Source organism: Roseovarius sp. D22-M7 (assembly GCF_037083785.1).
Taxonomy (GTDB): Bacteria; Pseudomonadota; Alphaproteobacteria; order Rhodobacterales; family Rhodobacteraceae; genus Roseovarius.
Genome location: NZ_JBAPKY010000007.1, coordinates 80,242 through 92,645, shown reverse-complemented (window position 1 = coordinate 92,645; position 12,404 = coordinate 80,242). Strand labels below are relative to the sequence as shown.

Annotated in this window: 15 protein-coding genes; 3 read left to right on the top strand and 12 right to left on the bottom strand. The window is 66.2% G+C overall.

All coding sequences use genetic code 11. The annotated features are described in order from the left end of the window. Positions 1 to 67: 67 nt before the first annotated feature. The 6 genes from soxA to V8324_RS05170 form a co-directional block, all read right to left on the bottom strand. A complete protein-coding gene (gene soxA, locus V8324_RS05195; RefSeq protein WP_336418858.1) occupies positions 68 to 925 on the bottom strand; it encodes a sulfur oxidation c-type cytochrome SoxA in 858 nt (285 codons plus the stop codon). Between the two features lie 28 nt (positions 926 to 953). Next, positions 954 to 1,283 carry a thiosulfate oxidation carrier complex protein SoxZ gene (soxZ, locus tag V8324_RS05190; RefSeq protein WP_336418857.1) on the bottom strand — a complete coding sequence of 110 codons (330 nt, stop codon included), beginning with the start codon at positions 1,281 to 1,283 and terminating at the stop codon, positions 954 to 956. A gap of 23 nt (positions 1,284 to 1,306) precedes the next feature. After that, positions 1,307 to 1,723, bottom strand: a complete 417-nt coding sequence (gene soxY, locus V8324_RS05185; RefSeq protein ID WP_336418856.1) for a thiosulfate oxidation carrier protein SoxY — start codon at positions 1,721 to 1,723, stop codon at positions 1,307 to 1,309. Between the two features lie 48 nt (positions 1,724 to 1,771). Further along, positions 1,772 to 2,242, bottom strand: coding sequence for a sulfur oxidation c-type cytochrome SoxX (soxX, locus tag V8324_RS05180; RefSeq protein ID WP_336418855.1), 471 nt, complete (start codon positions 2,240 to 2,242; stop codon positions 1,772 to 1,774). 107 nt (positions 2,243 to 2,349) lie between these two features. Then, positions 2,350 to 2,928, bottom strand: a complete 579-nt coding sequence (locus tag V8324_RS05175; protein WP_336418854.1) for a thioredoxin family protein — start codon at positions 2,926 to 2,928, stop codon at positions 2,350 to 2,352. Positions 2,929 to 2,944: 16 nt separating this feature from the next. Continuing rightward, a complete protein-coding gene (locus V8324_RS05170; protein WP_336418853.1) occupies positions 2,945 to 3,682 on the bottom strand; it encodes a cytochrome c biogenesis CcdA family protein in 738 nt (245 codons plus the stop codon). Positions 3,683 to 3,762: 80 nt separating this feature from the next. On the opposite strand from V8324_RS05170, the gene V8324_RS05165 reads away from it, so the two are divergent. Both V8324_RS05165 and V8324_RS05160 read left to right on the top strand, forming a co-directional pair. Then, the gene (locus V8324_RS05165) at positions 3,763 to 4,149 is read left to right on the top strand and encodes a hypothetical protein (protein ID WP_336418852.1); all 387 of its coding nucleotides are present in this window, start codon (positions 3,763 to 3,765) and stop codon (positions 4,147 to 4,149) included. A 111-nt stretch (positions 4,150 to 4,260) separates the two neighbouring features. Continuing rightward, the gene (locus tag V8324_RS05160) at positions 4,261 to 5,307 is read left to right on the top strand and encodes a YeeE/YedE family protein (RefSeq protein ID WP_336418851.1); all 1,047 of its coding nucleotides are present in this window, start codon (positions 4,261 to 4,263) and stop codon (positions 5,305 to 5,307) included. An 18-nt stretch (positions 5,308 to 5,325) separates the two neighbouring features. Here the strand turns inward: V8324_RS05160 and V8324_RS05155 are convergent, their stop codons facing one another. The 5 genes from V8324_RS05155 to V8324_RS05135 form a co-directional block, all read right to left on the bottom strand. Continuing rightward, positions 5,326 to 5,829: a hypothetical protein gene (locus V8324_RS05155; protein ID WP_336418850.1), complete on the bottom strand. Its 504-nt coding sequence runs from the start codon at positions 5,827 to 5,829 to the stop codon at positions 5,326 to 5,328. Positions 5,830 to 5,894: 65 nt separating this feature from the next. After that, positions 5,895 to 6,764: a sulfotransferase domain-containing protein gene (locus V8324_RS05150; protein WP_336418849.1), complete on the bottom strand. Its 870-nt coding sequence runs from the start codon at positions 6,762 to 6,764 to the stop codon at positions 5,895 to 5,897. After that, positions 6,761 to 7,591 carry a sulfotransferase domain-containing protein gene (locus V8324_RS05145; protein ID WP_336418848.1) on the bottom strand — a complete coding sequence of 277 codons (831 nt, stop codon included), beginning with the start codon at positions 7,589 to 7,591 and terminating at the stop codon, positions 6,761 to 6,763. Before V8324_RS05145 ends, V8324_RS05150 begins: the two co-directional genes overlap by 4 nt. 100 nt (positions 7,592 to 7,691) lie before the next feature. After that, positions 7,692 to 8,801, bottom strand: a complete 1,110-nt coding sequence (locus V8324_RS05140; RefSeq protein ID WP_336418847.1) for a porin — start codon at positions 8,799 to 8,801, stop codon at positions 7,692 to 7,694. A gap of 248 nt (positions 8,802 to 9,049) precedes the next feature. Then, positions 9,050 to 10,237: a pyridoxal phosphate-dependent aminotransferase gene (locus V8324_RS05135; protein WP_336418846.1), complete on the bottom strand. Its 1,188-nt coding sequence runs from the start codon at positions 10,235 to 10,237 to the stop codon at positions 9,050 to 9,052. A gap of 223 nt (positions 10,238 to 10,460) precedes the next feature. On the opposite strand from V8324_RS05135, the gene V8324_RS05130 reads away from it, so the two are divergent. Then, positions 10,461 to 11,333, top strand: a complete 873-nt coding sequence (locus V8324_RS05130) for a DUF2189 domain-containing protein (RefSeq protein ID WP_336418845.1) — start codon at positions 10,461 to 10,463, stop codon at positions 11,331 to 11,333. A 4-nt stretch (positions 11,334 to 11,337) separates the two neighbouring features. On the opposite strand, the gene V8324_RS05125 is transcribed toward V8324_RS05130, so the two are convergent. Further along, on the bottom strand, positions 11,338 to 12,297 hold the full coding sequence (locus tag V8324_RS05125; protein ID WP_336418844.1) for an NAD(P)H-binding protein: 960 nt from the start codon (positions 12,295 to 12,297) through the stop codon (positions 11,338 to 11,340). Between the last annotated feature and the right edge of the window lie 107 nt (positions 12,298 to 12,404).

The following is a 12,404-nucleotide window of genomic DNA, read 5'->3' as shown; positions in this document are numbered from 1 at the left end:
GCGGCTTATTGAATGTTTTGACCGAGAAAAAACCCCGCCTGGCGGCGCGCCCGGCGGGGTCGGTCGTTCAGTTGCGGACGGACGGTCCCTCGACCGACAGACCGTTGCCGCGGCTCGCGACGTAAAGCTCGAGCGCCACGAATTCCGGGCTGCCGGGGGCGAAGGTCTCGGCCCGGGTGTCGCGCACGCACCCCTTGAACCGCGCATGTACCGCGTTCAGCTTGGTGTTCTTCAGCCGGTAGACGGGGAAACCGTTGATCTGACCCTGGCTGAGATGATCCGCGCGGATCATGCGGCCGTAATTGTCCTCGTGGCAATTGGCGCAGCTCAGCTCGAGCTGACCGGTGCGGGTGTAGTAAAGTTCCTTGCCCGCCTCCCACGTCTCGGACACCGGGCCGTCCGTGGCCACGTCGACCGGCATGCCGCGCGACACCGAAGAGATAAGCGCAATCATGCTCGTCATCTCTGTGCCGGTGTATTTCAGCGGCTCGGCCTCCATGTTCCCTGTGCGGCAGGCATTGACCTGCATCTCCAGCGTCCGGACCTCTTCGGCGTCCTCGTTCCACTTCGGATAGACCGCGCGCACGCCCTTCATGCTGTCGGCGACGTCCTCGTGGCAGCTTGCACAGGACTTGCCCGCATCCCCCTGGACGGTGGACCACGACTCCTGCGCGTCCTCGACGAAGATCATGCCGGGATTGTCGAAATCGTCGGCCTGCATCGCCCGCGTCTCGGTGCCGCGGAAATGCCAGCCGGAAATGACTTCCGGCAGCTTGCCTTCGACGGCGTCAGGCGCTTCGGTCCAGGTCGTCATCTCGATCTGCCCGTTCACGACGAGGTTGTCCTCGACAGGCTCGGCGAATACCGCCCCCGCCGTGATCGCGCCTGCGCCCAGAAGCACCGTAATGGCTGTTGCTTTTTTCATGTTCGCCCCTCCCTGAACGATTATGGCCTCAGGCCAGTGCGACCGAGCTGGTCTCTTCGTAGACAGAGCCGTCATCGTCGTACCAGGTGAACTTGAAATCGCCGGCCTCGGGCACCACCGCCTCGAACTCGAAATAGGGGTTGGTCGAGATCGCCGGCTCCATCGCCACATCGACCACCATCTCGCCGTTGAACTCGCATGTGAAGCGGTGGATGATCGAGCGCGGGATCGTGTTGCCGTCGGCATCCTTGCGCTGACCGGACTCCATCGGGTGGCTGATCAGCGTCTTGATCGTGACCTCTTCGCCTGCCGAGGCCTTGCGGGGCGCCTTCACGCGGGGTCTTACATTCTCTGCCATTGTCTTGATCTCCTTGAAATGGATCAGCCGCCGCAGCCGCCGATGGTCACCTTGACGTTGCTCGACGCCTTGGCGAAAGAGCCGTCCTTCATGCGGGCCACGGCCACCACGTCCTGCGTGCCGGCAAGCCGGATCCGGGTCGAGGCGCTTTGCGAGGCCGCGAGCGGGCCGAACTTGAATTCGGCGACACCCGGCGTCGGGTTGCCCATGGCGAGGATCATGACCGCTTCGGCACCCGGCGCGTCGATCTCGATCGGCACGGTATTGCCGTTCTCGGCGATTTCGGGGGCGGTCAGGGTGACCCCCTCGCTGCCCATGTCCGCGCCGCCGGTGAATTCGGCGATCGCGTCCTCGGCGGCCGCGCTGGCCGACATCGGCAGGCCGAAGGCCACGAAGGCACCGGCCCCCATGACCATCACGTTGCGTCGTGTCAGTGTCATCTTCTGCGTCTCCTCTTCGAAGCCGTCCCCGCTACGGGGTGGCGGCGGTCAGTATTCCAGGGTGGACAGGTAGGCCACCACATCCTCGATCTGCTGCGCGGTGAGGATCGGATCCAGATCCTCGGGGGCGGCTTCGCCGGTATAGGCGTCGCCGGGGCGGGTGAAGCCGTCCACCTTGTAGAAGGCAGGCATCATCGTGCCGGGAAACATCATCTTGGCGTTGACGACCATGCCGCGCAGTTCCGCCTCGCTCCAGCGCTCGCCGGCGCCGTCGAGCGGCGGACCGATCTCGCCGTGCCATGGCACGTCGCTGAGATCCGAGATGGCGTGACAGGCGACGCAATTGCCAAGCGACTTGTCCCCCACGACCTCGCGCCCGCGCGCCGGATCGCCGGGCTGTCCGGTAAGCGACTGCTCGACCGCGCCACCGTCGAAGGCCACCTTTTTCGGCGCGACTTCCGCCGCTGTGGCGCCCGTCGCGGCGCCGACCAGCGACAGCATCATGATTGTGCGTTTCATGCGTCCTCCCTAACACATTCACTATTTTATATATCGTAGAACACAATCACGTGTGCACACAACATCAAATTCCAATCCCTGAATTTTCCTCCTTGCGGAGACCGCGCTCACTCGGTGCTTTCTGAGGCGCGCTCCCGGATCCGCCGGGCATGATACCTCTGGAAATCCTCATCGGTATCAAGCGCGTAGCGCTTTTCGTTGACCCAGGTCAGCAGATCGAGCGTCGTCGCCGCCTCGAACGCGCCGGGCATCACCGCGACCGCGGCCTCCTCGGCGCTCTGGCCTTCGGGCACGTCCTCGGGCAGGAAAAGAATCGATGGCGTGAACAGCAGCCCCCATTTGCGCGCCGCCGCCTTCTCGCTCAGGACCTCGCCGTCGAGATCGGTGACCTCGGTATCGCCGTGCAGGTTGATCTGCACCACGAAGAAATTCTCGCGGATGTACGAACCGATCTCGGGGCGCGGAAAGACTTTCTCGTGCATCCGCGTGCAATAGATGCAGCCGCGCTGCTCGACCATCAGCATCAGGCGCTTGTCCTCGGCATTGGCCTCGGCAAGGTCCTCGCGCAGATCCTTGAACGTGTCGCGCATCCAGTCGGTCTTGTGCAGCCCGTCACCGCCGATCTCTGCGGCGAAGAGCGGCAGCGCCATCAGCATGGCGGCCAGAAGGGCAAGGGGTCGTATCATGATCTCCTCCTATGGGTCAGATGGTCTGGAAGACCGGGAACATCTCTAGCATCCATTCGGCGATATAGGTGATGCTGTCGGTGGCGATCAGCGCCGCGAAGACAAGCAGCAGCAGCCCCATGGCCTTTTCCACCTTCGGCAGATGCCGGCGGAACCGCGCGGCGAATCGCAGGAACGGCCCGATGAACAGCGCCGCCAGCATGAACGGCGTCGTCATCGCCAGCCCGAAGACCAGCAGCAGGCCCAAGCCTTCCATCGCGGTCGCTTCGGTGCTCGCGGTGAACACCACCGCCGTCAGCACGCCCCCCACGCAGGGCGTCCACCCGGCGGCGAAGGCAAAACCCACCACGTAGGCCCCCAACACGGACATGTTCTTCGTCTCGCCCGCCTCCATCTGGAAGACGCGGTTCAGGAACCCGATGCGCAACGCGCCGAGGAAATGTAGCCCGAGGATCAGCACGATGCTGGCCGCAACCAGCCGGAATTCGAACTGATAGCTGCGGAACGCCTGGCTCAGCCCAAACGCGGCGGCGCCCAGCAGGACGAAGACCGTGACAATCCCCGCCGAGAACATCACCGACGCCGCAAAGGCCCGGCCCCGCACCCCGGGCGCCAGGCGTCCCTCGACGCTGATTTCCGACATCGAGGCGCCGGCCATGTAGCTGAGGTAGAACGGCACGATCGGCAGGATGCAGGGCGAAAAGAACACGACCAGCCCTCCGATGAAGGCACTCAGAAGGGAGACGTCGAACATTTTCGGGCCTCAGACGGGTTGCTTGAAAAACATATTCAAACTGTCTAATATTTGATCTGCTTCGTCAATTGGAACCCGACATGCCCCGTCTCATAGCATTATCGCTCGCCATCCTGCTCGGCCTGGGTCTCGCCGGGCCCCTGCGCGCGGCCGAGCTTGTGATGGTCGAACAGCGGGGGTGTCACTGGTGCGCCCAGTGGAACGCCGAGATCGCGCCGATCTACCCCAAGACCGACGAGGGCGCGCGCGCCCCCCTGCGCCGCGTGATGATCGGCGACCTGCCCGACGATATCGACTTCGCCTCGCCGCCGATCTTCACGCCGACCTTCGTTCTGGTGAACGAGGGCCGCGAACTCGGCCGCCTGGAAGGCTATGCCGGCGACGAGTTCTTCTGGTTCGTCCTCGGTCAACTCCTCGACGCCCATCCCGAGGCGACCGCGCCGCCGGACGGCACGCCGGCAGAATAGCATTTGACAGCGCCCCTCTCGGCCCGGATGATATCCACCGTCGATGCGTTCCTTGCCAGCCGCCCCGATGGACCAAACGCGGGGCCGCGCCAGCATCGAGGGGGAGGAGACATGTTTGCCGGATTGTCAGAACCGCTGCTGATCGGCCTGATCGGCCTTGGCGGCGGTGTCGTTCTGGGCCTCGCGGCGCGGATGGGGCGATTCTGCACCCTCGGCGCGATCGAGGATTACCTCTACCAGAACAGCGACACCCGCTTGCGCATGTGGGGGCTGGCGATCGGGGTCGCGGGTCTGCTGGCCTTCGCCGCAGCGGCCTTCGGCGGTTTCGACATCGCCCGCAACGTCTACTGGATCACGCCGTGGTCGCCCTTCGCCTCGATCCTCGGCGGCCTGATATTCGGCTACGGCATGTCGCTTGCGGGCACCTGCGGCTTCGGCGCGCTCGCCCGGCTGGGCGGCGGCGACCTGCGGTCCTTCGTGATCGTGCTGGTGATGGGGATCGCGGCCTATGTGATGATGTCCGGCCCTCTGGCGCGGCTTCGACTGGCGGTGACCGAGGCGACGACACCGGCGCTCGACGCGCAAGGCTACGCGCAGGTGATCGAGCGCCTGACCGGCGTACCGACCATCGCGGCGGGGCTGATCCTGTCGTTCGGGCTGGCATGCCTGGCGCTTGGCGCACGCGGCTTCTTGGCCGACCGACGCGCGCTGATCTGGGGCACGCTCGTCGGGGTTGCGATCGCCTCGGGCTGGATCGGCACGTCCTGGGTGGCCACGCATGGCTTCATGGTACAACCGGTGCAAAGCCACACCTTCTCGGCGCCATTGGGCGAGACGATCCTCTTCCTGATGACCGCGAGCGGCGGCGGCTTCGGGTTCGGCGTGGCCTCGGTCTTCGGGGTGATCGTCGGCGCCTTCATCGGCAGCGTCCTCAAGGGGCACTTCCGCTGGGAGGCGTGCGAAGACCCGCGCGAACTCAAACGCCAGATCCTCGGGGCGGTCTGCATGGGGTTCGGCGCGGTGCTTGCCTTCGGCTGCACGGTGGGACAGGGCATCTCGGCGTTCTCGGTGCTGTCGCTCGGCGCGCCGGTGGTCTTCGCGGCGATCTTCGCGGGCGCCGCGCTCGGCCTGCGCCAGCTTATCACCGGGCTGGCCTGACGCCGACGCCCGGCGCGATCACATCCCGCCCGCGCCGGGACCGGTCTGCTTGAAGGTCACGGCAAAGCTGCCCTGCTCGTCGGCCTCGACATGAACCACCTGCCGCGGAAGCCGGATCTCGGGCGCGGCGCTCGCATCGCCGGGCTGCCACGGGCGGTCTGTCAGCGTGCAGCCCGCCTCCTGCCCGGCGTAATCGGCCATCGGCTGCACTTCGGGCATGAACCCCAGGCCCCGCACGAGCGTCTGCCCGCCAACCGCGATGGACCCCGTATCGACCACCCCGCGCGCCTTGCCCTTGGACAGGATGGATTGCTGTTCACTTTGCGCCCAGACCCCGCAGACCAGCGTGCGGCCCTGCCGCTCGCGCAGATCGGCGGCCACGGTCAGGCCGCCACCGCTGCTGTAGCTGCCCCCCGACAGCGCCGGATCGGCCCCCAGTCGCGCGACGATCTGCGGCCCGGGCGCGGCGACGCAGCCTGCGACCGTCATGCCAAGGGTGATGAGAACGGCGTGTCGGATCATCGGAACTCTCCCGTGTTGTGCACATCCCACGTAGGCAAGCCGCGCCCGAATGCCAACCGGGCGGCTCAGGCGGTGCCGGCGAATTCGGCGGTCTCGTCGAGCATTTCCGGGTACCATTTTTCCAGTACCGGCAGGAACCCCTCGCGCAGCCGGCCCACCTGCGCCGGCGTCAGATCCTCGCGCCAGACACCCGCCTGCCCCTTGGCGAAAAAGGCCTGCATGTGCGGCGGGCGCTCGGTAAAGCCCTTCTCGCTTTCCTGCCGTTTCAGCGCGTCGAAACTGGTCTCGCCGATGGCGTAGTCCAGCTTGGACTTGTCCACCTTCACGCGCAAAAACTTTTCCAGCAGCGCGGTCATCACGCCGGGCGCATCCGCCAGCAGATCCTCGTAGCGGACGGTGTGGCGCGGCAGGCCCGGCGCGGTGGTCCAGGTCTTCACGTGATCGTCCCACCGACCCAGCGTCTCGAAGATCCCCGTCGCAGAGCCGGTGCTCATGTCGGGAAACATCATCCGGGTGATCGCGGTGTCGAGATCACAATCCTGGTGACGGGAAAAAGAGGGCGCCAGGTCGAACGGGTTGCGCAGGATGTAGATCGCCGCGGCGGTCACCTCGGCGGGGATCACGTCCTTCCCGAACATGCGGATCGGCTGACAATGCGTCTTGACGAAATGATGGCTGGGCTTCGAGGCCGCGATCAGGCGCAGCGCGGTCGGGCGCACCGCCATCCATTCCTCGTAGGTCTCGGCCCGGAACGGACGCCCTGCCGCGCGGTCGAAGAAATCCTGCCGTATGTCGCCGGTGGTGAACTGGCGCAGGTTGTTGATGTCGGGCGCCTGCCCTTTGGGCATGAAGTAATGCGCCAGCAGCGTCCGCATCCACGTGTTGCCCGATTTCGGATACGAGGCCAGCCAGATGATGCGGCGCAGGTCGGTCATTCCAGGTACCCGTAGTGCTTCATGACCTTGCGGTGCGCGTGCTTCATCTTCTTGACCAGACGCGGCGGCAGGTCGGTTTTCCACTGGTCGCTTTCGCCTCGCGCGAAGAACCGCTCGCTTTCGGGCGATTTCTCGATGAAACCTTCGGCCTTTTCCTGCTGCGACAGCTCGTCGAAGCTGGAAAAGCGGATCGCGCGATCCAGCCGCGCAGGGTCCACCGGCATGCCCAGATGCGCCAGAAGTTGCGCGAAACTGCGGCGCGGATCGGACAGCATGTCCTCGTAGCGCAGCACGAGGATGGGATAGGGCGCCTTGGCGGTCCAGCTTCGTACATGCTCGGACCACGATCCCATGAACTGCGTCACGGTCTGGTCGTCTGGCGGGTTGGCATTGTCGGGGTGGCTGACGACATGCACGGCCTCGTCCGGCGTCATGCCGTAATGGCGCGCATACGAAAGCACCATGTCCAGCGGGTTGCGCAGCATGTACACGGCCGAGCGCGTGACCTGATCGGGGATCAGCGGCACGCCCCGCGCGGTGGTGCGCGCGTTATGCGTCTTGACGAGGTTGACGTCGGCATTGTTGGCGACGATGCCGCGCAGCACGCCGGGCCGCAGCCGCAGCACCGCGTCCACATCGGTGACGTCGATGGGATGGCCCGCGACGCGCTCGTACATCTTGGTGATCGAGTCGCCCATGGCGATGCGGTGCGCGTTGTTGATCGGCACCGGGCGGTCCATGTTGGCCATGTAGTTGGCCAGAAAGATCCGGGCCCATGTATTGCCCGACTTGGGGTAGGACGCCATCCAGACGATGCTTTTCTTCATGGGTGGCGCGTCCGTTTGCTGGGCTGCGAAAGATGCTTTAACAAATAAAAGCGGCGGAGGGTGATGTCACCCCCCGCCGCCTTTTTTCAACTGAACAGGATCAGAAGCTCAGGTTGATCGCGGTTGCGAGCACATTGCCTTCGACCTTCGGGTTGCCAGCTACGGCACCGTTATTGGTCTCGACATAGGCGTAGTAGACATCCCAGCTGACACCGGGGCCCAGATCGCGCGATGCGGCAAGCTTGTAAGTCTCGTAATCCGAGTTGTTCAAAGCGGTTTTGAGCTCACCCTGGTAGGTCTCCAACCCAACCGACCACGGACCGACGATGTCGTAGGCAACACCAAGGCTAAACCCTTCGTTGTCACCCACGCCGCCGGCACCACCGTTGTCGTTCTCGCCGTAGGAGCCGCCGAAGGTGAAGGCGTTCACGCCCAGGTTGGCGCCGATGGACCATGTGGTCGGATCGTCGACAGCGGAAAAGTTCGAGTTGCCGGTGCCCCAGCGTGCCGAAAGGCCAACATCCACGCCGCCGTAGGACTGGTCGTAGGCGACACCGATGTCGAAGATGTCGGTCACGTCGGACGTCGAGTTGAAATCGACCGGCGCGTTGTTCGAGGCATTGCCGGCGCTGCTGGGCGCGTAGGACACACCGACGGTCAGGCCGTTGAAGGACGGCGTGAAGTAGCTGATGCGCTGCACGTCATTGTTGCCCGCAACCTCGGTGTAGGACGAGATGCCAGCCTGACGGAAACCCTGACCGCTCACAAACGGCACGAAGGCCGAGATCGACGGGGAGTTGATCGCCATGGAGCCGACCGTCGGCGCGCCTTTCGACAGCAGGTAACCGGCCGAGTTGTGCGAACCGGCTTCGACCCGGCCGAGCGTGTCGCTTTCCATGTAGGCGTAGGATTCGTCGATCTCGTTATCGTCCGGCTCGCTGCCGGCGTTCAGGGCTTCCAACTGAACGTTCACACCGAAGGTCAGGCCATTGTCGAGCGTGACGGAGGGCTGAAAGATGATTTCCGAGTTGGTGAAGACGTTCACACCGTCGAGGTCCGCCGTGGAACCCGAGGGCAGGTCCACATCGGACGCGCCGACATGAGTGTTCACGAAACCGCCGAATGCCACGTCCCACTGTTGGGCCGATGCGGGTGCTGCCATTGCGACGCCGAGTGCGATCGCGCTGGTGCTGAGAAGTTGCTTTTTCAAGGGTGTCCCTCCTAGTAAGCGGGTTTATCTGATCCGCCGCACCAGTCGTCGACGCGGCTTGAGATCCAAATGCGCCAAACCGGCCTGAACTGTCAATTCAACCTCCCCGCCGCCTTTCCATCCCGAAAAAAATGTGGCGCGGAAAGCACACATGCATGGACCAGCCCCCGCGCGCACCCCCGAAGGCCACCGCCACGCAAGGTATCATCCTGTTAATATGAATGGATTATCCGGGTGGCTCCGCACCGCTACACGTGCTGGTTGCATCGCGTTTCGGCATGCGCCGCGATGCGGTCGATGGCGCGGTCGAACGCCGCATCCCCGACCGTCAGCGCGACTCGGACCATCGGCGTCAGCGTCGCCCCGAAGGACGCGCCGGGCATCACCGCGACGCCCGTGGCCTCCAGCAGGTCATGCGCATAGGCGTCGCCGTCCATGCCCGTCGCCGTGACGTCGATCAGCGCGAACATCCCCGCCTCTGGCCGGTGCACGCGCAGCGGCGTGCGCGCCCCGATGCGCGCCGCCAGCCGTTCTGCCCGCCCCGCGAACCGCGCCCGCATCCCCGCCGCAACCGGCGACCCGGCGCGGATCGCGGCCTCGGTCATGTCCGCAAGGAACGGCTGGTTGCCGAACAGCATCACCTCCGACAATGGCAGAAGCGCCTCGGTGAACGCCTCGGGCCCCACGCACCAGCCGCTGCGAAACCCCGGCGCTGCGTGACTTTTCGAGATCGACGACACCGCCACGACGCGCTCGGCGAGATCCGCATCGGCCAGTGGCGAGGAGAAGCGGACGCCGTCGAACACCATCTCCTCGTAGACCTCGTCGGCGATGATCCACAGGTCATGCGCCCGCGCCACCTCGCCGATGGCGGCGATATCGCCCGCGGTCAGGACCGCGCCGGTGGGGTTGTGCGGCGTGGTCAGCAGGATCGCCCGCGACCGCGGCGTGACGCGCGCGGCAACATCTTCGGCGGCCATGCGAAAGCCGCGCGCAGGGTCCAGCGGCACCGGTACCATGTCTGCCCCGGTGGCACGGACGACCCCCTCGTAGGTGGCGTACATCGGATCGCCGACCAGTACCTCGCAGCCCGCCTCGGCCACCGCCGCCATCACGGCGTAAAGCGCGGTCTGCGTGCCGGGAAAGCACATGATCTGGTCGGGCGTGAACGGCCGCCCGCGTGTGCTTCCATAGCGGTCGGCGAGCGCCCGGCGCAGCCCGATCTCGCCGCGCCCGTCGGAATATCCGGTGCGCCCGGCCCGCATCGCGGCGGTCGCGGCCTCCTGCAGCATGTCCGGCGCCGGCACGTCCGGCTCGCCGATGGTCAGACGGATGACGTCGCGCCCCGCCGCCGCCATCTGCGTGGCGCGGTAATGCACCCGCCATTTCGCCCCGCCCTGCCCGGCAAGCCGTTCCGTGACCGAAGAAAACCTCATCCCGCCGCCTTTCCGCCGCTGCCCGTGATGCGTGCGAGCATGGCGCGGGCCCGCGGGCACCACAACCCGAAACCGGGATACGCTGCCCGTGTCCGAATTGTGAACACGTCGCGGCCGGTTCCGTGTTACCTTATGGCTTTCGCAAGTCTGCGGTTGACCCGTCCGCGCCTTTCGGGAACGATAAAAGGCAACGTGACCCGAACCGCGAGAGAAGGAGATCACGATGACACAGACCATAGGCAACCCGCTCAGCTGGCTGGCCGATGCGACGCTCGGCGCAGGCCGCGGCGTGGGCGAGGCGACGGACGCGCTGCGCGGCAAGGCGACCACGCCGCCCCCGGTGCAAAGCCTGACGCGCGACGATATCGTCACCGCCCTGCGCAAGGGGCTCGACGATTTCACCTACCTGCGCAGCGACGTGATCTTCCTGATCGCGATCTACCCGATCATCGGCATCGCGCTGTCGCTGCTGGCCTTCGACATGGCCCGCTTGCCGATGCTGTTCCCGCTGGCGGCGGGCTTCACCCTGCTGGGGCCGGTGGTCGCGACCGGCCTCTACGAGATGAGCCGCACCCGCGAGGCGACCGGCCATGCCGGCTGGGGCGTCGCGTTCTCGGTGCTGCGCGCGCGGGTCATCGTGCCGGTCGTGGTCCTCGGGCTGGGGCTGCTGGCACTGTTCCTTGTCTGGATGTTCGCGGCGACGCTGATCTACAACCTGACGCTCGGGCCGCAGCCGCCCACCTCGATCGCCAGCTTCGCCAGCGACGTGTTCACGACCGGCGCGGGCTGGGCGATGATCGTGCTCGGCATGGGCGCGGGGCTCGCCTTCGCGGCGGCGGTGCTGGTGATCAGCTTCATCTCCTTCCCGATGCTGATCGACCGGCGCGCGGGCATCCCCGTGGCGGTGATGACCTCGATCAAGGTGGCGCGGGCCAATCCGCAAACGGTGGCGACGTGGGGCCTGATCGTGGCGGCAGCGATGCTGGTCGGCACGCTGCCCGCCTTCCTCGGCCTGATGATCGTGCTGCCGATCCTCGGCCATGCGACATGGCACCTCTACCGCATCGCCGTGCCGGCGACCCCCGAGGACACCTGACGCCTCAGAACACCGCATGATCGCCCCGCGGCGCGGCCACCTCGCCGCGCGTCAGCCGTTCGTAGAAATCTCCCAGCGTCTCGTGCCCGGTCTCGGGCGTCGCCTCTGCGTCGTAGCGTCCCGTCTCGGGGTCCAGGACCAGCATCGATTGCGTCGCGTAATAGCGCCCGATCCGCGCCAGTTCGGCCTTGGCGCGCAATCCCGGCGCCACGCGACCGCCAAGCGCCAGCCCCGAAACGATCCCGTCTATCAGCCGCAACGGCACATGCCGGAACTTCGGCGTCACCCCGAGCGCGCGAAACAGCAGCCCGCCCTGCTGAAGCGGGGTGATCTCGGGGCCGGGCCCGCCGATCGGCAGGATCCGGTTCCAGCGCGCCGGATCGTCCAGACAGCCCACCACGTAGCGCGCGAGGTCACCATCGCTGATTGGCTTGCACGCGGTCACCCGGCCATCGCCGAACACAAGGAACGGCTTGCCCGCGCGCAGCCGGTCCAGCTGACCGGACAGCGACTTGAAATAGGCGGTCGGGCGCACGATCGAATAGCGCAGGCCGGACCCCTGCAGCGCGGCCTCGGCGGCCAGCTTGGCGCGCTGAAAGGCCAGATGCGGGCGCTGCACGCAGATCGCCGACAACAGCACGAAATGCCCCACGCCCGCATCGCGCGCAGCAGAGATCGCGTCGACGGTCGCGGCGTGATCCACGGCCCGGGCATCGTCCGGATCCCCGGTGCGCGACGCCATGCAGCAGATCACCGCCTTGGCCGGACGCTCCGCAAGTGCGGCCGCGACCGACCCGAAACGCGCCCCCACGGCATCGGGCAACCCGTGCCCGCCTTCCGCATGATGCGGGCGCAGGACGCACTCGACCGGGTGCCCCGCTTCGAGCAGCGCCGCCACGACCGCGCGTCCGATCGTGCCGGTCGCCCCCAGCACAAGGACCGTCTCTATCCCGGCTTCCGCCATTGCCTGCCCTCCATGCGCCACCGGCCCCCGGATAGAGGCCAACATGCGGCTCGGAATCAACCCCGGCCTTGTCCTCGCCCGGAATATCCCGGGGGAGCAGATGATTG